The organism is uncultured Tenacibaculum sp. (assembly GCF_947499065.1).
Lineage (GTDB): Bacteria > Bacteroidota > Bacteroidia > Flavobacteriales > Flavobacteriaceae > Polaribacter.
The window spans coordinates 48205-74787 of sequence record NZ_CANMMT010000004.1 but is presented as its reverse complement, the minus strand read 5'-3'; the positions used below and the strand labels follow the sequence as shown (position 1 = coordinate 74787).

Below are 26583 nucleotides of genomic sequence, written 5' to 3'. Positions count from 1 at the left end.
CTATGAAAGAAATAACTAACACTTTAACTTGGGATGATTTTACTAAAGTTGAAATGCGAATCGGAACAATTATCAGTGCTGAAGAATTTAAAGAAGTAAAAAATCCTGCTTATAAAATGCAAATTGATTTTGGAGAATTTGGTATTAAAAAAACCTCTGCACAAATCACTAAGTTATACACTCCAGAGGAGTTAATAGGAAATCAAATTATTGCCGTTGTTAACTTTCCTAAAAAGCAAATTGCAAATATGATGAGTGAATGTTTAGTTTTAGGTGGTATTGGTGACAACAAAGAAGTTACTCTTATTGCTCCTGAAAGAAATATTAAAAACGGAACTAGAATTGGGTAAAAATCAGTTCACTTTGACAAACTTAAAAACGCAAAATATTTTACCAGATTCAGACCTTATCTGTTTTGTAGTTCCTTCTCTTTTTTCTAAAGCTGAATGCAAAAAGTTTTTAAATAACAATATTAAAAGTTCTTTTCAAGAAGCTATCACAAACTACCCTACACATTATAGGAATAATGAAAGAACTGTAATTAATGATAATGATTTATCTAGTTATCTTTTCAAACAGGTAAAGCCTTTTTTACCAAAAACCTTAGAAATCAACTCTAGCATTGAATCAGAAAATGGAATTTGGCATTTAAAAAAATTAAACAATAGACTTAGGTTTTGTAAGTACTCAAGCAATCAGTATTTTAAAAGACACCTCGATGGTATTCATTATGAAGATTATGTAACTCAATCAAAGTTAACATTTATGATCTATTTAAATGATGCAACTGAATTCAAAGGAGGTAAAACCTTATTTTTCGAAACTAAAAGCACAAATAAAGTTTGGGCATCATATATCCCTAAACAGGGAGATTTGATTGTTTTTGACCATAATGTTTGGCACGAAGGCGAAATATTAACACAAGGTGAAAAATTTGTTTTAAGGAGTGATATTCTATATTCCAAAAAAAAGGAAAACAAAAACTTACAACCATTTTTTGGGCACCTAGGTTATATTTGGTCTTTATTAAAAAATAATGATGAAATTATTTTGAGCGGTGGTCGAGATAAAGAAATAAGAGTTTGGACTAACTTAGGAAAACTAAAAACTTCTTTAAAAGGCCATCTAAATTCTGTTTTATGTATTGAAAAAATAAATAACAATATTTTTATTTCTGGTTCTAGAGATAAACAAATAATTGTTTGGAAAAATTATAAAATACTAAATAAAATTAAAATTCATTCGGCTGTTATTCTTTCATTGTGCCGCTTAACAAATAATACATTTGTATCTAGTAGTGGTGATAACACTATCAAAATAGTAAAACTTAATGGTAGGGTTCTAAAAACTTTTGATGAACATAGCAATTGGGTTTGGCAAACAACAAAAATCAACAACTATACTCTTGCTTCATGCTCTGAAGATTGTTCTATTAAAATTTGGAATATTAATAACGAAAAATCTATATATACTTTTCATGAAACTTCTCCAATTATTAGTATCACATTTAATAATCACACAAAACAATTAATTAGTGGAAATTTAAATGGTGAAATTACTATTAGAACTTTAAAAAATGATTTTAGTCTTTCTAGTATAAAAACATTCCAAGCACATTCCGAAACCATTAGGTCTATAAAAATTTTAAATAATAATTATATTGCTTCTGGAGGAGAAGATAATTCAGTTAAAATATGGAACTTAAAAGGTAATCTAATATCCACATTTAAACACTTAAATTTTGTTCAATCCGTAGAAACTTTAAATTCAAATACTTTGATAAGTGCTTCTTATGATGGAACTATCAAAACTTGGGATATTGAATCGTTAACAAAAATCAATGACTAAATTATATAAATATAACATCAATTTATTTCTATATACCTTTCTACTTATTGTTTTTTTTAATTGTACAAACAAAAAGCAAAAAGCTAATACCCCACCTAAACCAAAGACTCTAATAGTTCAAAGTAATCTGACAGATTCAAGAGATGGTGAGACTTACAAAACTGTTCGAATTGCAAACAAAACATGGATGGCGGAAAATTTACGTTACAACTCTTCTGGCTCTATGATAAACCCTAACAATCCTTCTAGAGCTTATGGTCGATTATATAACTTAAATTCATTAAAAGATGCTTGTCCAAAAGGCTGGTATATTCCTTCTGATAAAGAATGGGACGAATTAGAAATAGCTCACGGAATGCCTTCTTCTTTTATTAGCAAAGGTGGTTGGCGTGGTGAACATGCTATACATTTGAGAAGCGTAGAGCATTGGAATAATGAAACTAATAACACCAACAAACTTAAATTCAATGTACTTCCTGCTGGTTATTTTGATACAGGAAAAACAGGGCTTCCAAAAGGTTTTGAAGGTTTAGGATTTGCAGCAGCATTTTGGTCATCAACCCAAAATAATATAGCTACTGCTCGATTTATGTTTAGTGGAAAAACTTTTGTTAATAAATGGGAAGACAAAAACAATAATACCAACATGGCTTTGTCTTGTCGATGTGTTAAAGATTAGCACTATTTGCTAAACAAAAACATATCTAAAATCCTTTTCTTACTTTCATAAATATTTTATTAATTTCGAATTTCTAAACTATATTAATGAAAGTTTGTATCGCCGAAAAGCCAAGTGTAGCCCGTGAAATTGCTAATATCTTAGGAGCCAATACCAAACGAGATGGATATTTCGAAGGTAATGGCTATGCGGTTACTTATACATTCGGTCATTTATGTACACTTTTAGAACCCAAAGACTACAAACCTCACTGGAAAAGCTGGGATTTAAATAATTTACCCATGCTTCCAGATAAATTTGACACTAAAGTAACGGAAGATTCTGGTATTCAAAAACAGTTTAATATTGTTAAAGGATTATTTGAAAGAGCTGATGTAGTTATCAACTGTGGGGATGCTGGGCAAGAAGGAGAATTGATTCAAAGATGGGTTATTAATCAAGCAGGTTATACCGGTGAAATTCAACGATTATGGATTTCTTCCTTAACTGAAGAAGCTATTAAAGAAGGTTTTGAAAATCTAAAAAATAACGACGATTACAACAATCTATATTATGCAGGTTTTTCCCGTGCTATAGGTGATTGGTTACTGGGGTTAAATGCTACTCGATTATACACAGTAAAGTTTGGAGGTTACAAGCAAGTGCTTTCCATAGGTAGAGTACAAACTCCTACCCTAGCCATGTTGGTTAATCGATTTAAGGAAATTCAGAATTTTAAACCTCAACCTTATTGGGAACTTCAAACCTTATATAGAAACACACTTTTTAGCTGTGAAGAAGGTCGTTTTTTAAAAAAGGAAGATGGTGAAGCTTTTGCTAACAAGGTAAAAGAAGCTGATTTTGAAATAACATCTGTAACCAAAAAGAAAGGAAAAGAATATGCTCCTAAGTTATTTGACTTAACTGGATTACAAGTATATTGTAATAATAAATTTGGTTTCTCTGCTGATGAAACTTTAAAAATAGTTCAAAAATTATATGAAATGAAAGTAGTTACCTACCCTAGAGTAGATACTACTTTCTTACCAAATGATATTTATCCTAAAGTTCCTAATATTTTAAAAGGGTTAAAGCAATTTGCAAGTTTAACACAACCTTTATTAGGAAAGAAAATTCGTAAATCGACCAAAGTATTTAACGATAAAAAAGTTACAGATCACCATGCTATCATTCCTACAGGAATAGAAATCAATTTACAGTATAATCAACAACAAGTGTACGATATAATTGCTCGTAGATTTATTGCTGTTTTTTATCCTGATAGTGATATTGCAAAAACGGAAGTAAAAGGAGAAGCTGACAAAGTTCCTTTTAGAACTTCTGGAAAAGAAATTTTGACCAAAGGTTGGCGTGAAGTTTTTGAATTTGGTATAGATACTAAGAAAAATGAAGAGAAAGATGTGTTACCTACTTTTGAAAAAGGTGAAAAAGGTCCACACGAACCGTCTTTCTTAGAAAAAGAGACCAAACCACCTCGAAATTATACAGAAGCAAGTTTATTACGAGCTATGGAAACAGCTGGTAAACAAGTGGATGATGAAGAAATGCGTGACTTAATGAAAGAAAATGGAATTGGTCGCCCGTCTACTCGCGCTAGTATTATCGAAACATTATTCAGACGAAAATACATAGAACGTCAAAAGAAGTTAATTATTCCAACCCAAACAGGTATAGATTTGATTAATTTGATTGATAATGAATTATTAAAATCTGCTGAATTAACTGGTCTTTGGGAAAAACGTTTAAAAGAAATTGAACGTGGTGAATATAATGCTTCTCACTTTATAAAAGAGATGAAGCGAATGGTAGATACTTTAGTATATGAAGTACGATCAAGTAAAAAAACTGCTCGTTTATCTGCTGAAACCACAGTTAAGACCACAACTACAAAACCGAAAAAAGCTTCTAAAAAGAAAGAAGTTGCAGGAAAAGAATGTCCAAAGTGTAAAAAAGGTCAACTACTAAAAGGAAACTCAGCTTTTGGATGTTCTAATTATAAAAACGGATGTGATTTTGTTTTAGCCTTCCAGTTTTTAGGTAAAAAGATTTCTGAAACTCAACTTATTCGTTTAATTGACAAAGGTTGTACTACTAATTTAAAAGGTTTTAAGCAAGGCGATGAAAAAGTTGAAGGCTTGGTTCGTTTTGATGATGATTTTAAATTAAAATTAGAACCAAAGAAAGGAACTTCTGCTCCTAAACAAACTTCTCAAAACGATAGTGATAAAATTACATGCCCGAAGTGTAAAAAAGGGACTGTTTTAAAAGGTAAATCGGCTTATGGATGCTCTGAATACAAAAACGGTTGTGATTTTGTTTTTACTTTCGATAACATCAAAAAAATGGCTAATGGACAACCATTAACCAAAGAATTAGTTTTAAAAATTATTTCTTCAAACTAATTTCGTTTTTATAATATTCAATTAACTTATCAGGATTCTTAATTGTGTTTTTTATCCATTCAAAGTATAAGACCTTTTGCTCTTCTGGAGTTAATTGCCAGTCTACTTTTGTTTTTCGTAAACGAGAAGTAACATCATTTAAAATAATAGCTGCTGCAACAGATATGTTTAAACTTTCTGTAAAACCTACCATTGGAATTTTTAAAAAACCATCGGCTTCTTGTTTTATATAATCAGAAATCCCATCTTTTTCTGCTCCAAAAACAAAAGCTGTTTTTTTAGTTACATCAAAATCGGCCAGTACACATGAATCTGTATGTGGTGTAGTTCCTATTATTTGATATCCCTTACCTCTTAAATCTTCTAAACACGCCTTAGTATTATCTCCATCTTCTTTAAAACGATTAATATTTAACCATTTCTGACTTCCTTTGGCTACATGTCTAGAAACTTTATTGGTAAATTTATTTTCAATAGCATATACATCTTGAACTCCAAAAATATCACAACTTCTCACTACTGCGCTTGCATTATGAGGTTGATAAATATCCTCTAAAACCACTGCAAAATGACGAGTTCTTTCATTTAATACTCTATGAAAAGTATCCTTTCTTTTTTCAGTAATATAGTCTTCTAAATAAGCTAACAATCCTTCATCAATCATACAGCAAACATACTAAAATTTCATATTCTAGTCCCTTATAAAAGAATCATTTCAATAATTGAGGTTTTAAAATCGCTACGAAAATTAATAAAGAACTCTAAATTATTTTAAAAAGTTAAATTCCCTATCTCAATATCTCCCTCTTGTTTATCTAATTTCACAATAACTATTTGTTTTTCTTCATTTCTCCTTCCATAATTCTTATATACATTCAATTTTAAAATAGTAGGTCCAGATATTTTTTGAACATTATCAGCATAATAATTAACCATAATTTTATATTTTCCTTTAATAGCTTTTTTGAGCATAAATTCCTCTGGTCCATAACCTTCAATCATATCAATTGACATTCTTCCTCCAATTAATGTTTCCCTGTTCTTATAATATGCTTTTTCTCCGTTTGGATCAATAACCCATAAATCAAGATCAGTATCATTATGATTCCAATCAACAACTATTCGTATATCTACCGGTATTGATTTAAAAAGCTTTCTCTGATATTTACTCAACTTTAATTTATTTCCATACTTAGAAACTAATTTTGTAAGTTCTACAAAAACAACAGTTTCTATACCATCAAACCGTTTGTCTATATCTTTTTCTAAAAGTTCTCCTTTATAAATCTTATATAATAAATTAAAACTATCTTGATAATCACCTGTTAATTCATACATCAATGCCAAATCTCTGTATGACTGTGGCTCTTCGGGTCTCAACTCTAGTACTTTCTTATAAATTTGCTTTGCTAAATCATATTCTTTAAAATACTCTAACTTATATGCCAATGCTTTTATAAGCTCATAATTATCTAATTCAATCTCTATTAAATTAGTCAGAACTCTAATTGCTACTTCTTTTTCTCCCTTTTGATTAAAAAAATCAGCTACATCAATATAAAACATTGGACTATTAGAATAATCATCTCTAATTTCTAGATACTTTTTATAAGCAGATAAAACTGAAGCTTCACTTTTTAGAACATTTAGATATGGAGTCTTTGGATTCCAAGCTTTTAATTCTATTCTTTCTTCTATCAATGAGTTTAATTTATCAATTTCTTTTTCATTAATTTCTTTTCCTTCTTTGGTTATATAGATTATAATGCCATTTCTTGCTTTTGCTCCATAAAGTTTTGTTGCATTAAAAGGCTTTATTACTTCTATAGTCTCAATCTCTTTGGAATTTAATTTTTCAACAAAACTCTTTTCTACTGGAATTCCATCAATTATATACATTGGGTCATTTTGACTCAATAAATTATTTTCTTTTATAGAAACGTTTGCGTCTTCCTCATTATTTTGAGAAATCTTTACTCCCGAAGATTTACCTATTAAAGATTCTATTACACTACTACTTACAGATTTTGACTCTTTTTTTACCCCATAAGCCACAACAACAACCTCTTCAAGTACGTTATCTTCTTCTAGTTTTACATTTACAACATTATTACTATTTACAACAACCTCTTTGGTTGAATATCCAACAAAAGAATAAACTAAAACCTCACCAACTTCTACATTTAAAGTATAATTACCATCAAAATCGGTTTCAACTCCTCTAGTATTTCCTTTAACTATTACAGTAGCTCCTGGTAAAGCACCAGATGAATCACTTACAATACCTTTAACAACTTTTTTAGAATAATCTATATCAGTTGTGGGCACATCTACATGACTATCATTAGTTCTAGTATTAATTGTAGTATTTACTTCATTTGTACTAGTATTTATAACTCTTGACGTTTGAGACATTCTAATTTTCTTTTTCCTAACTTTCTTTGGGTAAGTTAATTCGTACCAATCTCTAATTTCTTCATATTGATCAAAAAGTTCTTCTTTTCTATCTTTAATATCCTCTTCCTCTAAAACTTGAGTCTCCTCTTTCTCTTTTAATAACTCTTTATAACGTAACCTTAACTCTTTTGGTGGCTCTATACCATATTTAACATAATCTTCAATTCTATCTAAAATTAACATTGAAGTATAATCTGTTATCAAATGATACTGCTTTGCTAAAGAAACTATTTTCTTTTTGTTTTCTTCTTTTTCATTATTTAAATACTTCAATTTCTCTTTTGCCCAAAGTCTCTTAACATTATTTGATTTTTGAGAATCTTTTAAATTGAGAGTTACTATTTTTGAGACTTTTCCTTGATATCCAAACTTCAATTCTATTGAAGGGTTCTCTTTAAATCTTCCAGAAATTATAAAGTCACCTGTAACATTTACTCTATCTTTTGGATACACCTCTTCAATATTGGCAGAGCTTTTAACCCCTAAGAATTGTAACACTTCTTGTTTTAAAAATCTATTTGCTTCTTCACTATTAAGTTTTCCTAAATTTACATATACACCTCCTTGATTTGTAGCAATTTTATTTAATAGAAAATGATTTGCAGACTGTAATGAATTAATTGTATAAATTGTTTTTTTCTTAATCTCTTTTATATTTCCTAAATTTACTAGCCCATCAGAAAATAAAAGTATTTCGTCTGATTTTAATTTTAGAGTCTTTAATATTTCTAAATTAGTTCCTCCATCATAAGTTAGAGATTGTATTTCCTTTTTAAGATTACTCCATTCACCATTAGTTATAACAAATTTTTCTTTTTTATTTATTGCATTACTAAAAGAAACAAACTCAACTTCTATATTTTGTAAATAGTTAAAATACATATCCAAAAGTTTTACTTCTTTATTCAAATCTTTATTTCTCATTGAAAAAGATGTATCCCAAAGAATACTTAACCTTTTTGGTTTCTGTTTATTTCTTGATTCTTTTTTTAAAGGAATTAAACTATAAAAATAATCTAAGTAAGTTAGTGTCTTTTCTGATTTTAAATTTCTTTTTATCTCTATTTTAATTGGTTTTCGAGGAATTACATTCTTTTCATTTAAAGATGCACTCATTCCATTTTCTTTTTTAATAAAATGGATATATTTAGAAAACTCACTTTTAATAGTTGGTTTATTTGTTATTCCAGAAATAAAAACGTCTAAAGAGAACTCCTCTATAAGTTCCTTAATTCCTATTGGTAACTCAAATACTAATTTATCATTAACTGTTGATAGTTCTTCTTCATATGTTAAAACAACTCTTTTATTTTTCTTAGGCAAAATTGGATATACTCTTGCTTTGTAATTATTACCTGATGTCTTTTCTAAAAGCGCTGGGTCAATATTTTGTCTAACTGTAGTTTCATAAGCAACTCTAGCTAGTTCTTTTTCAATAACTACTGCCTCTCTTAATTCCCCATTAAAATCCATTGCAAACTTATATACTGATTGTCCTTCTCCTAAAGGAAATACTAACTCCCCTTCAAGTGTTCTATCTAGTCCATTATAAAACTCCATATCATAAGTAGTAGTAGCAAAATTACCCGTAATACTAACATTTACTTTTAGACTAGATAATTTTAGTTCTCCAGAATCTTTTAAAGTTATTTTAGGTATTTTTTGTGTAAAAACACTAAAGCTAAATAATAGCAGGCTTATTAGTAGTACTTTTTTCATAGTAGATGCATTAAATTTCAGATAAAACTCAGCATTTAACTTGAAAAATAATATTAAAAATGAGTGTACATCTCTTTTTAATGAGTAAAGTCTCTCATGTAAAAAAGGAAAACATTTCATAACGTTATAAACTAACTTGGTTTTTATACTTTATCCAACCATAAAAACTTTCTAAGTAGATCAAAAACCTTTGATTCATCTCACTAGCTACTAGTAATCGAAATTTCATATTTTAGTCTCATGAAAAAAAGATTAGTAGTGTTAACTGGTGCTGGTATTAGTGCCGAAAGCGGAATTAAAACATTTAGAGATGCTGATGGACTATGGGAAGGACATGATATTTATGAAGTGGCTTCACCAGAAGGTTTTCGTGCAAATCCTGAATTGGTATTAGACTTTTACAATCAACGTAGAAAACAATTATTGGAAGTTAGCCCAAACGAAGCTCACTTTAATTTAGTAAAGCTAGAAGAACATTTTCAGGTAGATATTATTACTCAAAATGTTGATGATTTGCATGAACGCGCTGGAAGCTCTAATGTTTTACATTTACACGGAGAACTTTTAAAAGCTAGAAGTACAGCACATGAACACCTAGTTTATAATTGGGATTCTGATATTATCTTAGGTAGCTTATGCGAACAAAATTCTCAATTACGCCCCCATATAGTATGGTTTGGAGAAGAAGTTCCTATGCTTGAAAAAGCTGTTGAAATTACTTTACAAGCTGATATTCTCGTTATAATTGGTACATCAATGCAGGTGTATCCAGCAGCTAGTTTAATTGATTATGCTCCTGAAAATACTCCTATTTATTTTATAGATCCAAAACCTGCGATGAGTAGCAACTCAATGAATAACTTAACGATTATTAAAGACGTTGCTAGTTTAGGAACCAATAAACTAATAAAGCATTTAATATAAAAACACTAAGATTTCTCATCCATGAAAAAGAAAATTCTATTAAGCCTTATTCTTCTATTTTTAATTTCTGGATGGATATTATCAAAGCAAGATTTTAAAAAGGCACCTCCAACGCTTTATTATAATGCTAATATAATTACGGTTAATAATCAACAACCTACTGCAAATGCCATGCTAGTTACTGATGGTATAATTGAAGAAATTGGAGAACTTAAAAATTTTCCTGAGTTCAAAAATGAAGATTTACAAAAAATAAATCTTAAAGGAGCAACCATAATGCCTGGTTTTATTGATCCTCATACTCATTTTGCTTTATCTATGTTTTTTCAAAATATGTATGACTTATCTGGATTTAAACATAAAAATAATGCAGAAGTATGGAAATATTTTGAAAAATGTGCCTCAAAAGTTTCTAAAAACGAATGGCTTATTTTTAAAGGTTTAGACCCTGTTTTAGTTAGCGATTTAAAAACTCCAACATTACAATACTTAGATAAAATTACTCCAAACAATCCTGTAATTATTTTTAGTCAAAGTTTACATAGTTATTGGGTTAATTCTAAAGCCTTAGAAAGTGTAGCTATTACCCAAAATACTGCTAATCCTTCAAAAAACAGTTATTACGAAAAAGATGCTAAAGGAAATTTAACAGGCCTTATTGTTGAACAAGAAGCTTTCAAACCTTTTATAGAAAAATTAAAAAAAGAAGTTCTAACTCCTAAAGTATTAAGTAGTTCTTCAGAAAAAACAATGTTGAATTATGCTAAAAATGGAAATACAACTATTGTTTCTACAGGTTTAACTATTAATGATAGCAAACCACTTATTTTAATGAAGCATTTATCTGATAAAACACCAAGTTTATTAGGTAACTTTTTAGCTTTAATTGGTCAATTACCAAAAAGAAAACCTACTCCTCGTCATTTTATTTATGTACGTCATGATATGACTTATATTTTACCAGAAACAAAAGGAAAGGCTAACGATTTTTATGATATCATAGGAATTAAACACTGGTATGATGGTTCTCCATATACAGGTTCTATGTATATTAATGAACCTTATTTAACCTCTGACTTAACTGAAAACAAATTACACATTCCTACTAACTCTAAAGGAAAAGCTTTGATTGATAATGATGAATTGAAAGAGTTTATTACAAAATACCATAATAATGGATGGCAAATAGCTATTCATGCTCAGGGTGATGCTGCAAATACTGAAGTAATTAATGCTTTTGAAGAACTTGATAAAGAATTAGATTTTAAAAATTCTAGACATCGCTTAGAACATTGTTTACTTTTACCTGAAAAAGAATTATTAAGAATAAAAAAACTAAACCTATTTCCTAGTTTTCACATAAACCATTTACTCTATTATGGAGATGCTTTAAATACCTCTATTTTAGGTGAAGAAAGGACTTCTAAAATATTACCTGTCAAATCTGCTTTAAACACCGGTATAGTAAGTACGTTACATGCTGATCAACCCATGTTTGAAAGTAATCCTTTTAGGTTAATTCAAACAGCAATTGAAAGAAAAACCAAAAAAGATAGTTTAATTGGTGGCAACGAACGATTAAATCTTCTTGACGCTATAAAAACCTTAACTATAAATGCCGCATATCAAATACACAAAGAAGACAAAATTGGCTCTTTAGAAAAAGGAAAGTATGCCGATTTTATTGTTCTTGATAAAAATCCTTATTCAGTAAAGACAGAGAAACTACATACCATTAAATGCCTTCAAACATTTATTAATGGAAATAAAGTTACCTATTAATTTTTAAGGATTCTCTTAGATTTTTGAAACTAGTTTATTAAAATACTCAAACAACTCCCCTTTCGATATAGCACTTCCTTTTTCTATTAAATCGAAAATTTCAGGATTTCTCTCGTTTGTATATTTTTTAGTTCCTGTAAAAAACTCAATCTTCTCATCATTAGGATTTTTCATCAACCATTCAAATCCTTCTTGCTCTAATACATTAATATCTTTATCGATTTTTATTACAATACGATGCATTTCTTCCTCATCGCATTTAAATAAATTAACAACCTTAGAAGAAAAGTGCTCTAAATACTCGGTTCTCGTAAGTACATCGTCCCAAACAACATCACTAAAAACATTCATTTCGTCTTCAGCTACGTGTGGTTTTTCTTCTTTTAATTGTTTCCATTCTTTGGCATCAATGCTTTGTGATGCTAAAAAACGTGCAAACTCTTCGTGTAATCCTTCAAATTGTTCCTTAGTAAGTTGTCTGTATTTCATAAAAAAAACCGCCTTTTATAAGGCGGTTCAAATATCTGAATTTCCGAACAAATTAGAAAATCCATATAAAATTTATAATTATCTAGTAACTGTACCAGAAATTGCTTTACCAGCATATGTATTTGCTACTGTAAACGCAGTAGATACGGCTTGATTACTTAAAGCTTGAACAAAAGGTTTTAAACCAAATGGTGCTTGTGCATCATTAGTTGTTGGCTCAATAGAAATAACTACTGTTGCATTCGTTAAATCGATAGGGAAAGTCACATTAGGGTATCTATTATTAGGGTCTACGATATAATCTTCACCAGGGAAAGGTGGTACACCATTTGGTCCTTTAAATTCATTGTTATTTGCCGCTCCAAAAAAGCTTATATCTGCCATATTAGGATCTGAGAATCTTCCTGTTGATACTGGTGTTGGATTACCTGAATTGTCATTTACAACAACCCATCCTTCATAAATCCATCCGTTACCTAAAGTTGGTAAATTAGTAAATCCACCTGTTGTTGGAGGTAAAGCATCTATAAACCAAATTCCGTTAGCATCTGATCCTACTGTTCCAACTGAAGGTGCTTTTAAGAAAGCTTGTCCAGTTGCCGTTTCTAAATTACTTGACCCACTATATAAAGCATCATTTGTTGAGGGTGTTGCCGTAGTGTTAGTAAAAGCTCCTTTTGAGAAAATCCATCCACTTGGTGAAGATAAATCTGCTCCTGTTTCATTTGCAGATTCAATAGTAAGCACATACTCTGTAGCTGTATTTACTTTTGTAATATCTATTGAACCACTTGTATGGCTTGCTCCTTCTGTATGAGAAAATCTTCCTGTAGAAATTTTTTCAGTTCCTACAATTAGCCATCCTTCATATACATAATTAGCTCCTAAATCTGGTAAGTTTTGAAACGTTTGAGTTACTGTTTTTGTCGTTGCAACATTATCATTATCGTCGCTACAAGAAGTAAAAGTTACGATGCTTAATGCCGCTAGGCTCATTATTATTTTTCTCATTGTTTTTGTATTTTAAATTTTACAAAAACAAAGTTATAGCCTACATTTTTTTTAAAATGTCAGCTAGCTGACACTTAGGCTATATTTTTTCGAAGTCTTAACTCTTTTCTATTAAATTCTATGACATTGTCTTGTTTTAACTCATTCATAATTGAGTTTAATGTCTGACGTGAAGTACCTATTAAAGTGGCTATATCTTTTTGACTATATGGATGTTTTATTACGTGATCTCCATTATCTGGACATTCATATCCATAATCTTCACAAAGGTCTTTGAAGAATTCTAATAATCTTGTTTTAGTATCTTTAAATAAAAGTAATTGCAATCTTCTTTCTAGCTTTTTCATTCGCAATCCTATAAACTTATATATCTTAAAGCTTACAGATGCATTGTCTCTCATTAAATCGTGCATCGTATCTTTAGCTACAGGACATATAAGTGTTTGATTATCTATAGACTGTGCAAACTCATTTCTTTTTTCAATTCCTAAAATTGCTTTTTCACCAAACAGTTCTCCTTTGGTTAATATTGCTTTGATTACTTCCTCTCCTTCTTCTGTGTAGTATCCTATTTTTACTTTCCCTTCATCAATTAAATACAACTTTGTTGCTGCATCATCTTCAAAATAAATATAATCGCTTTTTTTGTAGGAATTAAACTCATGTCCAGCCTTATACTCCGAATATTTATGCGGGCATAGTATTTTAAATAAATTAACTTCCTCGAAGTACCACAAAGCTCTCATAGTTAAGGCATTTGTTTGTGTAAGTCGAAAAAGATTAAAATTCATTACAAAAAAACTCTGGTAATATCCAGAGCTTTAAAGACTAATCTTTTTTATAATATTTTCAATCATTTGAACACCAAGGCTTAATTGTTCTATAGATACAAATTCATTGGCTCTATGTGCTTGCTCTATGGATCCTGGTCCACAAATAATACTTTCAAAGCCTGCTTCTGCAAATTGCCCCGCTTCTGTAGCATAGGCAACATAACTAGGTTTGGTATTTCCTGTAACCTCAGCAATAAGTTTTACTATAGAAGCCTCTTCGCTAGTTTGAAGTCCCGGAACTGGAGGATGCAATAACGTATTTTCTATTTTAAACTCTGGAAAAAGTTTTCTTTTTTCTTTCTGAAGTTCATTGCAATACTTCTGATAATCGTTTACAATATCCATAATACTATCTTCTGGTATTGAACGAACATCCCATTGAAATGTAGTATTTCCTGCCACAACATTGGTAGCTATTCCTCCTTTTATTTGCCCCACATGCATTGTTGAATGTGGAGGTAAAAATGATTCATTTCTACTTTGTTGCGATAATTCTTTCATTTTGTTTTCTAACCAAAGAATTAATCTAGTACTTTCATGAATAGCACTTACTTCCTTCTCTATTCTACTACTATGACCTTGACTTCCATTTACTTTTGTTTCGACATACAAAATTCCTTTTTGTCCAACAATTGGTTGCATCATTGAGGGCTCTCCTATAATAGCATATTTAGGTTTTTCTGTATAATAGGATTTTATATGTTCTGCTAATTCTGGCGCTCTTAAACATCCTATTTCTTCATCATAAGAAATAGCAAAATAAATTGGTATTGATAAGTTGGCTTTTACCATTTGAGGTAATACTGATAAAAAACAAGCAATATATCCTTTCATATCGCAAGCTCCTCTTCCATATAAATTACCTTCTTTTTCTATTAATTCAAACGGATTGGTATTCCATGGTTGGCCTTTTACTGGTACCACATCGGTATGTCCTGATAAAATAATACCTCCATCAACAGCTGGTCCTATTCTACAATGTAACGAAGCTTGTGTTTTCTCTTCATTGTATACATATACTGTTTCTACACCGTATTGGTTAATATAGTCGCTAATCCAATTGGCTATAGATAAATTATTTTGTTTACTCAATACATCAAAACTCACAAGTTTTGCTAAGATTTCTTTGGCTGTCATTTTAATAATTTATAAAAGTAGCAATAGTTAAAATAGTCCATGAAAGTACTAATATTATAATTACCAAGGGCAAAATAAATTTAAACCATCTGTTTAAAGGAACTCTGCACATACTTAGCATAGCTATGAGTCCGCCCAAAGTAGGATTTACCAAATTGGTTACTCCGTCTCCTATTTGAAATGCTAATATGGTTGTTTGCCTAGTTAACCCTAATACTTCTCCTAAAGGAATCATTACTGGAAGTGTTGCCAATGCTTGTCCACTACCAGAAGGAATAAATAAGTTAATTACTCCTTGCGATATTGACATACCAACCGCAGCAAAAAACTGAGGTAATCCCTGTAATAAATTCGCCATTTCAAAAGATATGGTATCGCTAATATTACTCATATCCATTAACACTTTAATTGTAGTTGCAAAACCTACCATAAAAGCACCTGGAGCTGCTTTTGCTACTGATTCTAATACTGTTTCGCTAAAAGTTGTTGGGTTCATTCTTGATACCAAACCACTTCCTATTGCAATCATTAAAAATATTGCTGAAAGTTCTGTAAAATACCAACTGTGTTTAAATACACCCCAAAGTATAATTCCTAAACCAATAACAAATACACTTAAAACTAAGTAATTACTTTTAGTAATTGTATATTCTGAGATAGATTTGGATAATTTTATTCCGTTTTCATCCAATCCTTTTCCTAAAGATTTTTCTGGGTTATCAGTTATTTTTTTTAAATAACGAATATTATAAAATGCTAATGCTCCTAACGATAGTAAACATAATATAGTTCGTAATATAGCTCCAGAGAATAAAGGTAGTTCTGCTATTTTATGACCAATTCCTACCGTATACGGGTTTATGGGTGATAATCCAAAACCTACGGTAATTGCTGCCACTGAAATACCAGCTGCTAAAATTAAATCGCCTCCAATAGCTATACTCAATACTGCTGCTAGAGGTACCATAGCAATATTATGTTCATACCCTACAAAAACTCCAAGAAAACCGTAAAAAAAAGTAATTAAAAATACGATAAGATACCTTTTTTCATCCCCTAACTTCTTCACTAAAGTTCCTGCTGCATTCTCTATAGCCTGCGTTTTTTCCATAACACCAAACATAATTCCCCCTGCCAAAACAATAAAAATTATATTTACTGCCGTTTTAAAACCTAAAGGAATTGCTTTAAAAATATCGAAAAAACTTACGGGTGTACTCTGAATTATCTCATATGAATTGGGTATTACTCTATTTCTTCCTTCCACTAAAACTCTTTCAAATTTTCCTGCTGGAATTATATGCGTAAATGCAGAAACCAATATTATGATAACAAATAGTAAAGTTAAAGCATGAGGGATTTTAATTTTTTTCAAAAGTATTGTTTAAGAATTATCATTCATCCCAAAAATAAAAAAGTGCAGTTAAAAACTGCACTTTCTATATAAAATATTTGATTTTTAGAAAATTAAGCGTTCTGCTTTTTTATTAAGTTTAATGCTGAACCTTCTTTATACCACTCTATTTGTCCTTTATTATAAGTGTGATTTGCTAAAATTGTATCTTTAGAACCATCAGCATGTACCACTTCTATAGTTAAAGGTTTACCAGGAGCAAACTCATGTAAATCTAAGAAATTAAATGTATCATCTTCTTGGATTAAATCATAGTCAGATTCGTTTGCAAATGTTAGTCCTAACATTCCTTGTTTTTTAAGGTTTGTTTCATGGATTCTAGCAAATGATTTTACCAATACAGCTACAACTCCCAAATGACGAGGCTCCATAGCTGCATGCTCACGTGAAGAACCTTCTCCATAATTGTGATCACCAACAACTATAGTTTTAATTCCTGCTGCCTTATATGCTCTTTGTGTTTTAGGTACTGCATCATATTCTCCAGTAATTTGACTTTTTACAAAGTTTGTTTGCTTGTTATAGGCATTTACGGCACCAATTAAACAGTTATTTGAAATATTATCTAAATGTCCACGATAACGTAACCAAGGCCCTGCCATAGAAATATGATCTGTAGTACATTTTCCAAAAGCTTTGATTAATAATTTTGCGCCTTTAATTTCATCTCCTATAGGTGTAAATGGCGTTAATAACTCTAAACGTTCCGAATTTGGGTTAACCACAACTTCTACCCCACTTCCATCTTCTATAGGCTCTAAATAACCGTTATCATCTACTTCAAATCCTTTTGGTGGTAATTCCCATCCTGTAGGCTCATCTAACATAACTTCTTCTCCATTTTCATTGATTAATTTATCAGTCAATGGATTAAAATCTAAACGACCTGCTATTGCAATAGCCGCTGTTAATTCTGGTGAAGCTACAAAAGCATGCGTATTCGGGTTTCCATCGGCACGTTTTGCAAAATTTCTATTAAATGAGTGTACTATAGAATTTTTAGGTGCATTTTTTGGGTCTTCATAACGCCCCCATTGACCTATACATGGACCGCATGCATTGGTAAAAATTTTAGCATTTAAATTTTCGAAAACTTGTAGAATCCCATCTCTCTCAGCCGTATAACGAACCTGTTCTGACCCTGGGTTAATACCAAATTCTGCCTTGGTTTTTAATCCTTTATCCAAAGCTTGTTGTGCTACAGATGATGCTCTAGACAAATCTTCATAAGATGAATTTGTACACGAACCTATCAACCCCCATTCTACTTGCAATGGCCAATCATTAGCTGTTGCTTTTTCTGTCATTTCTTTACCTACTGAAGTAGATAAATCTGGCGTAAATGGTCCATTTAATAAAGGTCCTAATTCTGATAGATTAATTTCAATTACCTGATCAAAATATTTTTCTGGGTTTGCATACACCTCTGGATCACCTGTAAGATGTTCTTTAATTGCATTTGCTGCGTCTGCTACATCATCTCTATCAGTAGCACGTAAATAACGTTCCATAGAATCGTCATAACCAAAAGTAGAAGTAGTTGCTCCTATTTCAGCTCCCATATTACATATGGTTCCCTTACCTGTACAAGACATAGCTGTAGCACCTGGACCAAAGTATTCTACAATTGCCCCTGTTCCTCCCTTTACTGTTAAGATTTCTGCTACTTTTAAAATTACATCTTTAGGAGCCGTCCAACCTGATAACTTACCTGTTAACTTTACTCCTATTAATTTTGGAAACTTTAACTCCCAAGGCATTCCTGCCATAACATCTACTGCATCTGCACCTCCAACACCAATTGCTACCATTCCTAACCCTCCAGCATTTACGGTATGTGAATCGGTACCAATCATCATTCCCCCTGGGAAAGCATAATTCTCTAGTACTACTTGGTGAATAATTCCAGCTCCTGGTTTCCAAAATCCAATTCCATATTTATTAGAAACTGATTCTAAAAAATTAAATACTTCGTTTGAATTATTTAACGCTGTTTGTAAATCTACTGAAGCCCCTACTTTTGCCTGAATTAAGTGATCGCAATGTACTGTAGTAGGTACTGCTACTTTTTTCTTTCCCGCTTGCATAAACTGCAATAAGGCCATTTGTGCTGTTGCATCTTGACATGCTATACGATCTGGTGCAAAATCTACATAATCAACTCCTCTTTTATAAATAGTCGTTGCTTTTCCATCCCATAAATGCGTATATAAAATCTTTTCAGCAAGTGTTAATGGTTTACCTGTAAGTTTTTTTGCTGCATTAACTCGCTCTTCAAACTTACTATAAACCTTTTTAATCATTTCGATATCAAAAGCCATGTGTTTGTTTAGTTTTTTGTTACATGTCTAAAGTTAGGAAAAAATGACGTAATCGAATTGATTTCACTATAATTAATACAAATAGAAGTATCTGATTAATTGATAAAAACAGTATAAAAAATAAAAGTCCGAGCTTTAAACTCGGACTTTCTTTTATTATAAAAAACAATATAAATTACATTACTAATTGTTTTTGTGATGGCTTAAATTTAGTTAATACTATACCATCTACTGCTGCTTCATATTCTTCCATAGTAGGAGTTCTTCCTAAAATAGTTGATAATACCACTACTGGTGTAGATGATAATAATGATTGTCCTTTTTTCTCAGCTGTATCTTTTACAACACGTCCTTGGAATAAACGAGTTGATGTAGCCATTACAGTATCTCCTGGCTCTGCTTTTTCTTGGTTCCCCATACAAAGGTTACATCCTGGACGCTCTAAATATAATTTGTTTTCATATTTAGTACGTGCTGCTCCTTTAGGGTTATCATCGTCAAATACAAATCCAGCATACTTAGCTAATACTTCCCAATCACCTTCTGCTTTTAATTCATCAACAATATTATATGTTGGTGGAGCTACTACTAAAGGAGCTTTAAATTCTACTTCTCCTTTTTGTGCTTCAATATTTTTTAGCATTTGTGCTAAAATCTGCATATCTCCTTTGTGTACCATACAAGAACCTACGAAACCTAAATCTACTGGCATTGTTCCTTCATAAAAAGATAACGGACGAATAGTATCGTGAGTATAACGTTTAGATGGATCTTCATTATGTACATCTGGATCTGCAATCATTGGTTCAGCAATTTCATCTAAATCAATAACAACATCTGCATAATACTTAGCATTTGCATCTGGCTTTAATGCTGGTCTTTCTCCTGTTTTTAATTCATTGATACGCTTGTTAGCTTTATCAACTAAACCTTTAAGAACCTGTTTTTCGTTATCCATACCTTTATCAATCATAATTTGGATACGCTCTCTAGCAATTTCTAAAGATTCTATTAATGTTTCTTCTTCTGAAATACAGATAGAAGCTTTTGCTTTCATTTCCGCAGTCCAGTCAGTAAAAGTAAACGCTTGATCTGAAGTTAAGGTACCAATATGAACCTCTATTATTCTTCCTTGGAATACGTTTTCTCCTCCGAATTGCTTTAACATTTGTTGTTGTGTCGCATGTACTACATCACGGAAATCCATAAAACTTCTCATCTCTCCTTTGAAAGTAACTTTTACAGAATCTGGAATTGGCATAGTAGCTTCTCCTGTTGCTAAAGCTAAAGCTACAGTTCCTGAATCGGCACCAAAAGCAACTCCTTTAGACATACGAGTGTGAGAATCTCCTCCAATAATTACATCCCAATCATCTACAGCAATATCATTTAACACTTTGTGAATAACATCAGTCATTGCATGATACTTTCCTTTAGGGTCACGAGCCGTGATTAACCCAAAGTCGTTCATGAACTTCATTAATCTAGGAATATTTGCTTTAGATTTGTCATCCCAAACTGAAGCTGTATGACATCCTGATTGGTAACCAGCATCTACAATTGGTGAGATAACAGTAGCTGCCATCATTTCTAATTCTTGAGAAGTCATTAATCCTGTAGTATCTTGAGAACCTACAATATTAACCTCAACACGAACATTAGATCCTGTATGTAATGTTTTTCCTGGAGTTGTTCCTACAGCATTTTTATTAAATATTTTCTCTACTGCAGTTAACCCTTGTCCATCTATTGAGATTTCTTTAGATGCAGCATACACTTGAGGAACATCAATTCCTAAAGCTTTACAAGCAAATGTTTGTAATTTTTTACCGAAAACCACTGCATAAGAACCTCCTGCTTTGATAAACTCCATTTTTTGTGGTGTTAAAGCTGTTGAGATATCTTTTAATTCCTGATCTCCGTTATATAATTTCTTTGTTTTTGTATTGATTGTTAAAACTGTTCCTGTTTCAACTGAGTACATTTGCTCTAATACTGGCTCTCCATCTTCATCGTAAACTGTGTTTCCTTCTTCATCTTTTTTCTTCACCCAGTTTTTTAAATCAATTCCTATACCACCAGTTACACCTACAGTAGTTAAGAAAATTGGTGCAATACCATTAGTTCCAGCAATTACTGGTGCTATATTGATAAATGGCACATAAGGACTTGAAGAAACTCCTGTCCATAATGCAACATTATTTACTCCTGACATTCTTGAAGACCCTACTCCCATTGTTCCTTTTTCAGCGATTAACATAATACGCTTATCTGGGTGTTGCTCTTTTAATGCCAATACTTCTTGTTGCATTTCTTTATTATGCTCAAACATACACTGACCGTGTAACTCACGATCTGATCTTGAATGTGCATCTGCTCCTGGAGATAATAAATCTGTAGAAATATCTCCTATACCAGCTACATATGTAACTACCTCTATTTCTTCATCTATTTCTGGTAACTTTGTAAAAAACTCAGCTTGTGCATAGCTTTCGATAATTTCTTTAGCTATTGCATTTCCAGATTTCATAGCTTCTTCTAAACGCTCAGTATCTGCTTCATATAAGAATACTTGAGTTTTTAATACCTTAGCTGCTTCTTTTGCTATCTCTTCATCATTTCCTAAAGCTAAGTCTAATAAAACTGCTATTGATGGTCCACCTTTCATGTGAGATAATTGCTCAAAAGCAAACTCTATAGAAATTTCTTCCACTACAGATTCTCCTAAAATAATCTCTTTTAAAAATTTAGCTTTTACGCCAGCAGCACTAGTAGTACCAGGTAATACATTATAAATAAAAAAGTTAAGAGACTCTTTACGGTGTGCATTATTTACATCTTTAATTTGCGAAATAATATCTTCTAATAATTCACTTCCGTCAATTGGCTTAGGATGTAATCCTTGGCCTTTTCTTTCTTCAATCTCTTTAAGATAATCTGAATACGTGTTCATAAAAGGTTTATTTTTTAGTAATTAAAGAAAACTTATAAGTTTGTTAAATTCTACTTGAAAAGATATACTACTTTACAGTTAAATTATTTTACTTAGTAAATTTTCTTTTATAAAAGCTAGCTACGCAATGCTTTTTGAAAAGCTTTTCAACTTTTATAGCTATGTTTTTATATAAATTATTTTGTTAATTTTTAGGCTTAGCAAAACTACAATTTTAGCCTGAGATTAAAAAATAAACAACAAAACCCAAAAAACAATAAATTTACTTAATTAAAAACCTAGTTTTTGAGAAAAATCTAAAAAAAAGCAGTTTTAATCTCCTTAAAATTACGAATATGATAATTGACTGTTTTTTAGATGTTAAAAAATATTGTTATAATGATTCTAAATAAGAAAAAAAGCAGACCAGTAAGCTGGATTCTGTTCCTCTAGCGAGGCCCTTATCATTTATCTAGTTTTACAATTACTTGTAAAATCAATCTGCCTACCCCTTAGAATCGCGCGAGTAACGCTCGAGCTCTAATGTACATGGCATTGCACCGCATAGAGTTTACCTGGTTTCACTACAGCATTACCTGTACATACTTTCTGTTGCACTTGTCCTCGGTTTACACCGGACGGATGTTATCCGCTATGCTACTCTTTGGTGTCCAGACTTTCCTACTTATACTAAATATAAGTCGATAAGATAGGTCTGCTTATATATTTTTGTGATTTTTTAGTCTTAGTTCATAAAAAACCCACTCAAAATTTGAGTGGGAAAATTGCTATGAAAAAGAAAAAGTGTCTAGAACGTCTCCTAGACACTGCAAATATAAAATTGTTTTTCAAAAAAAAAAAATATTTTTTCTTTTTTTTTAAGAAAACATATCTTTTACTTTCTCAAAAAATGATTTATCCGATTTTTGTGGATTCGGGCTAAAGTTCTCGTCTTCTTGCATTTGCTCAAAAAACTTACGTTGCTCTTTAGTTAACTCTTGTGGCGTCCATACATTCACATGAATTAAGAAATCTCCATTTCCATATCTTTCAATACTTGGTAATCCCTTACCTTTTAATCTTAAAATTTTACCAGATTGTGTACCTGCTTCTATTTTAATCTTTACTTTTCCTGTTACTGTTTGAACTTCTTTTGACGCTCCTAAAACAGCTTCTGAAAAGTTTATATATAAATCGTAGTGAATATTACTTCCTTCTCTTTTTAGAGTTTCGTGAGGAATTTCTTCAATTAGAACTAATAAATCTCCTGAAATAGAATTTTTACCAGGAGCTTCATTTCCTTTCCCTCCTACTTTTAATTGGACACCTTCTGTTACTCCTTCAGGAATATTTATAGAAACAGTTTCTTCTTTTACTATTAATCCTTGAGCATCTGAACCATTTGGTTTACTACCAATCATTTCTCCTGCTCCATGACATGTACCACAAGTAGTTGCTGTTTGCATTCTACCTAAAATAGTATTGGTAACACGCATTTGTTGTCCAGCACCATTACAAGTAGTACAGGTTTTGTAAGTTACTCCTTCAGCTTGAACCTTTCTTCTAACTTTTACCTTCTTTTCTACTCCATTGGCAATTTCTTCTAAAGTAAGTTTTACACGAATACGTAAATTACTTCCCTTAACTCTAGCTTGACGTTGTCCGCCACCTCCGAAACCACCGAAGCCGCCTCCAAATGCACCTCCGAAAATATCTCCGAACTGACTGAATATATCATCCATATTCATTCCTCCGCCACCAAAACCTCCTTGGCCACCTTCAAATGCTGCATGTCCATACTGGTCGTAACGAGCTTTCTTATTCTCATCACTTAGTACTTCATAAGCCTCAGCACATAATTTAAATTTTTCTTCAGCGTTTTTATCATCTGGATTTTTATCTGGATGATATTTAATCGCCATTTTACGGTACGCCTTCTTTATTTCAGACTGTGTTGCTGATTTTGAAACACCTAATACTTCGTAGTAATCTTGTTTTGCCATTTTAATTCAATTGACAATTAACAATTAACAAAAACAATTGATAACTGATAATTGGTAATTTTGTTTACGCTTGTCCAACCACCACTTTTGGGTGACGGATAATTTTATCTCCTAACTTATATCCTTTTTCTACACAATCGATAATTTTTCCTTTCAAATCATCAGATGGTGCTGGAATTTGAGTAATTGCCTGATGTACTTCTGCATCAAAATCATCTCCAGCCTTTACTTCTACTACTGTTAATCCTTTTTGTTCTAAAGTTTTAACTAACTTTTGATATATTAACAATACACCTTTACGTAATTCTTCTGCTTCTTTATCGTCTTCTATATGAGTTAACGCTCTTTCAAAATCATCTAAAATTGGCAGTAAAACTGTCATTACTTCTTGATTTGCCGTTTTAAATAACTCAATACGTTCTTTTGAAGTTCTCTTTTTATAGTTTTCAAACTCAGCAAATAAACGTAAATATTTATCTTTTTCTACTTGGATTAACTCTTCTGTAGTTGGTTCTTCTTTCTTAACAGCCTCCTCACTTTCAACCACTTCCTCTTGATTTGCCTCAGCTTCAATATTATCTTTTAACTCGTCTTCTTTAGTATATTGATCTTTACTCATTGTAAATCGTCTCTTTTATTTTCTCTTTATTTAAGCAATAATTCTGCCAATAGATTAAAATATGTCAACATGACATTTTACAATTTTAAATTCTAAGTCTTTGTAAATAGGGATTTTTAAAATTTCTTAAAAAAAACACTTTTTTTCATTTATAATTTCTAATTTTAGAAAAATTATAAACAAACTTTTAAGTCCCTCATTAATTATGAAAAAAAACTTATTAAACATTAGTGGAGCAACAATTTTAACTAGTAAAGAGCAAAAAAACTTAACTGGAGGAATCTCTTTTGACCAAGACATTCGTAAATGTGGTTGTGATTGCGCAGGAAGAGTTACTGGACCTTTTTACTGCCACCAATTAATAGCTTGCCCTCAGGTTTATACATGTGATGAAGAAAGTGCTTTATCATAAAAAACAACTATTTAAAGATGAAAAACCAGCTTTACAGCTGGTTTTTTTATGTTAGTTTATTTCTTTATTATTTTCAATTTCTATTGGTTCTTTATCTTTCTGAAATAACCTTGCCGATAAATTTCCTTTCAACACTATAGAATCACCATTTACTTCTAACCAACTCCCTTCTCTTAGTCCTAATACCTTAGTTTCATTAAAAACATGATATTCTTTAATTCGTGTTTCTCTAGTTTCTCCCATATGAGTAGAATCTGGATTAGGGTCTAAATAATGTGCATTAATATTGAATGGTATAAACTCTAATGTTTTAAAACTTGGCGGATATACAATAGGCATATCATTAGTATTCATCATAGTTACTCCACATATATTACTCCCTGCACTTGTTCCTAAATACGGTATTCCTTCTTCTACTACCTTCTTTAAATCAGAAAAAATATTGTTTTTATAAATTTGATTTACTAGTTCAAAAGTATTCCCTCCTCCTGTAAAAATAGCTTCCGCTTTTTGAATTGCTTCTTGAGGAGTTTCAAACTCATGTAGTCCTACTACTTTTTTATTTATTTTTTCAAATGCTTTCCTAGCAATTGCTGTATATTCATCATAACTTATTCCTCCTGGTCTTGCATAAGGTATGAATATTATTGTTTCTACACCTTTAAAAAAAACGGAAAGAGTTGGTAAAATATATTCCAAATATCCACTACCGTGAACTGTTGATGTACTTGCTATTATAAGTTTTTTCATAAATCAAATTAACAAAAATTTACCATGTTATTAAAACATTTTTAAGAAGGTTAGGTAGTTTATTTGTTACATGAAAAGATTCCTACTTTTATTTTTTACGATATTATCTTTTAATGTAACAGCTCAAAATAATCCTAAAATTATTTCTGGTTATATTTTTGTAGACAGTATTCCTACTCAAGATGTTCATTTAATAAATAAAAAACTTTCTATTGGTACTATTACTGATGAAAAAGGACATTTCGAAATTTTAGCTAACAAAGGAGACATGCTTATTGCTTCTCATCTAAATTTTGAATACACTGAATATAGCATTAGTGGTCAAGATTTAAAAACTGCAAAAATTAGTATTTATATTGATAGTAAAAATCACTTACTTGATGAAGTTGTTTTAGAAAAAAAGAAAGGAATTTTTGATATCGATAAAGATATTTTAACCAATAACGCTCCTATTGTTAATGCTAAAACTCTAAAACTCCCTTATGCCAACAGTAAAAAACCTGAAAAAGATAAAACACTAAAAATTAAATCGGGGGTTTCTATTAGTTTAAGTGGACTTATTAATTCCATTAATGGTAACAGTAGAAGAGAAAAAATATTACGAAAAGTAAAATATCAAGATGAAAATATTTCTAAAATAAGAAAACATTTTACAGATGGGTTCTTTGTGCAACAGTTAAAAATTAAAAAAGAAAATATTAATTCATTTTTAGAACATTGTACTTCTAGAGGAATTATCAATTTATATAAAAAAGATAAGCTTCTAGAACTGACTTCTATTTTGATAGACAATAGTAAAAACTCTCCATATCTTTTAGAAAAAGAACAAACAAAACTTACCCAAAAATAAG

The 26583-nt window shown here is 30.9% G+C and carries 20 protein-coding genes and 1 other RNA gene; 8 read left to right on the top strand and 13 right to left on the bottom strand.

Annotated features, from left to right (window positions below; genetic code table 11):
- The first annotated feature begins 2 nt into the window (after positions 1 to 2).
- The 4 genes from Q0958_RS10035 to Q0958_RS10020 all read left to right on the top strand — a co-directional run bounded on the left by Q0958_RS10035 (position 3) and on the right by Q0958_RS10020 (position 4929).
- The gene (locus Q0958_RS10035) at positions 3 to 350 is read left to right on the top strand and encodes a tRNA-binding protein (RefSeq protein WP_299122559.1); all 348 of its coding nucleotides are present in this window, start codon (positions 3 to 5) and stop codon (positions 348 to 350) included.
- A gap of 13 nt (positions 351 to 363) precedes the next feature.
- On the top strand, positions 364 to 1848 hold the full coding sequence (locus tag Q0958_RS10030) for a 2OG-Fe(II) oxygenase (protein ID WP_299122557.1): 1485 nt from the start codon (positions 364 to 366) through the stop codon (positions 1846 to 1848).
- Positions 1841 to 2527: an FISUMP domain-containing protein gene (locus tag Q0958_RS10025; RefSeq protein WP_299122555.1), complete on the top strand. Its 687-nt coding sequence runs from the start codon at positions 1841 to 1843 to the stop codon at positions 2525 to 2527. Before Q0958_RS10030 ends, Q0958_RS10025 begins: the two co-directional genes overlap by 8 nt.
- Before the next feature lie 86 nt (positions 2528 to 2613).
- Entirely contained in the window at positions 2614 to 4929 is a 2316-nt protein-coding gene (locus Q0958_RS10020) for a type IA DNA topoisomerase (RefSeq protein ID WP_299122553.1), read from the top strand.
- Here the strand turns inward: Q0958_RS10020 and Q0958_RS10015 are convergent.
- Positions 4913 to 5593 (bottom strand): RNA methyltransferase, encoded by a 681-nt coding sequence (locus Q0958_RS10015; protein ID WP_299122550.1) that lies wholly within the window; start codon positions 5591 to 5593, stop codon positions 4913 to 4915. The two genes, Q0958_RS10020 and Q0958_RS10015, sit on opposite strands and share 17 nt — an antisense overlap.
- A gap of 107 nt (positions 5594 to 5700) precedes the next feature.
- Complete coding sequence (locus Q0958_RS10010) at positions 5701 to 9105, bottom strand: VIT domain-containing protein (RefSeq protein WP_299122548.1); 3405 nt, start codon at positions 9103 to 9105, stop codon at positions 5701 to 5703.
- A gap of 240 nt (positions 9106 to 9345) precedes the next feature.
- Here Q0958_RS10010 and Q0958_RS10005 point away from each other — a divergent pair, with 240 nt between their 5' ends.
- Together Q0958_RS10005 and Q0958_RS10000 are read left to right on the top strand one after the other, a co-directional pair.
- Positions 9346 to 10029 (top strand): NAD-dependent deacylase, encoded by a 684-nt coding sequence (locus Q0958_RS10005; protein ID WP_299122542.1) that lies wholly within the window; start codon positions 9346 to 9348, stop codon positions 10027 to 10029.
- Between the two features lie 21 nt (positions 10030 to 10050).
- The gene (locus tag Q0958_RS10000) at positions 10051 to 11811 is read left to right on the top strand and encodes an amidohydrolase (RefSeq protein WP_299122541.1); all 1761 of its coding nucleotides are present in this window, start codon (positions 10051 to 10053) and stop codon (positions 11809 to 11811) included.
- A gap of 15 nt (positions 11812 to 11826) precedes the next feature.
- On the opposite strand, the gene Q0958_RS09995 is transcribed toward Q0958_RS10000, so the two are convergent.
- The 10 genes from Q0958_RS09995 to Q0958_RS09950 form a co-directional block, all read right to left on the bottom strand.
- Positions 11827 to 12300 (bottom strand): DUF6495 family protein, encoded by a 474-nt coding sequence (locus Q0958_RS09995; protein WP_299122540.1) that lies wholly within the window; start codon positions 12298 to 12300, stop codon positions 11827 to 11829.
- A 78-nt stretch (positions 12301 to 12378) separates the two neighbouring features.
- Positions 12379 to 13311, bottom strand: coding sequence for a hypothetical protein (locus Q0958_RS09990; RefSeq protein WP_299122539.1), 933 nt, complete (start codon positions 13309 to 13311; stop codon positions 12379 to 12381).
- Positions 13312 to 13385: 74 nt separating this feature from the next.
- Entirely contained in the window at positions 13386 to 14102 is a 717-nt protein-coding gene (locus tag Q0958_RS09985) for a Crp/Fnr family transcriptional regulator (protein WP_366140149.1), read from the bottom strand.
- Between the two features lie 30 nt (positions 14103 to 14132).
- Positions 14133 to 15281, bottom strand: coding sequence for an acetylornithine deacetylase (argE, locus tag Q0958_RS09980; RefSeq protein WP_299122538.1), 1149 nt, complete (start codon positions 15279 to 15281; stop codon positions 14133 to 14135).
- Between the two features lies 1 nt (position 15282).
- Positions 15283 to 16656 (bottom strand): TIGR00366 family protein, encoded by a 1374-nt coding sequence (locus Q0958_RS09975; RefSeq protein ID WP_299122537.1) that lies wholly within the window; start codon positions 16654 to 16656, stop codon positions 15283 to 15285.
- Positions 16657 to 16748: 92 nt separating this feature from the next.
- Positions 16749 to 19016, bottom strand: coding sequence for an aconitate hydratase (locus Q0958_RS09970; RefSeq protein ID WP_299122536.1), 2268 nt, complete (start codon positions 19014 to 19016; stop codon positions 16749 to 16751).
- Between the two features lie 175 nt (positions 19017 to 19191).
- Positions 19192 to 21969, bottom strand: a complete 2778-nt coding sequence (locus Q0958_RS09965) for a bifunctional aconitate hydratase 2/2-methylisocitrate dehydratase (protein WP_299122535.1) — start codon at positions 21967 to 21969, stop codon at positions 19192 to 19194.
- Between the two features lie 393 nt (positions 21970 to 22362).
- An RNA gene (gene rnpB, locus Q0958_RS09960) (RNase P RNA component class A) lies at positions 22363 to 22670 on the bottom strand.
- A gap of 156 nt (positions 22671 to 22826) precedes the next feature.
- Entirely contained in the window at positions 22827 to 23951 is a 1125-nt protein-coding gene (gene dnaJ, locus Q0958_RS09955; RefSeq protein ID WP_299122534.1) for a molecular chaperone DnaJ, read from the bottom strand.
- A gap of 64 nt (positions 23952 to 24015) precedes the next feature.
- Positions 24016 to 24570, bottom strand: a complete 555-nt coding sequence (locus Q0958_RS09950) for a nucleotide exchange factor GrpE (protein ID WP_299122533.1) — start codon at positions 24568 to 24570, stop codon at positions 24016 to 24018.
- A gap of 205 nt (positions 24571 to 24775) precedes the next feature.
- On the opposite strand from Q0958_RS09950, the gene Q0958_RS09945 reads away from it, so the two are divergent.
- The gene (locus Q0958_RS09945; RefSeq protein WP_299122532.1) at positions 24776 to 24982 is read left to right on the top strand and encodes a hypothetical protein; all 207 of its coding nucleotides are present in this window, start codon (positions 24776 to 24778) and stop codon (positions 24980 to 24982) included.
- A 51-nt stretch (positions 24983 to 25033) separates the two neighbouring features.
- Here the strand turns inward: Q0958_RS09945 and pepE are convergent, their stop codons facing one another.
- On the bottom strand, positions 25034 to 25732 hold the full coding sequence (gene pepE, locus Q0958_RS09940; RefSeq protein WP_299122531.1) for a dipeptidase PepE: 699 nt from the start codon (positions 25730 to 25732) through the stop codon (positions 25034 to 25036).
- 70 nt (positions 25733 to 25802) lie between these two features.
- On the opposite strand from pepE, the gene Q0958_RS09935 reads away from it, so the two are divergent.
- Positions 25803 to 26582 carry a carboxypeptidase-like regulatory domain-containing protein gene (locus Q0958_RS09935; RefSeq protein ID WP_299122530.1) on the top strand — a complete coding sequence of 260 codons (780 nt, stop codon included), beginning with the start codon at positions 25803 to 25805 and terminating at the stop codon, positions 26580 to 26582.
- Position 26583: the final 1 nt, after the last annotated feature.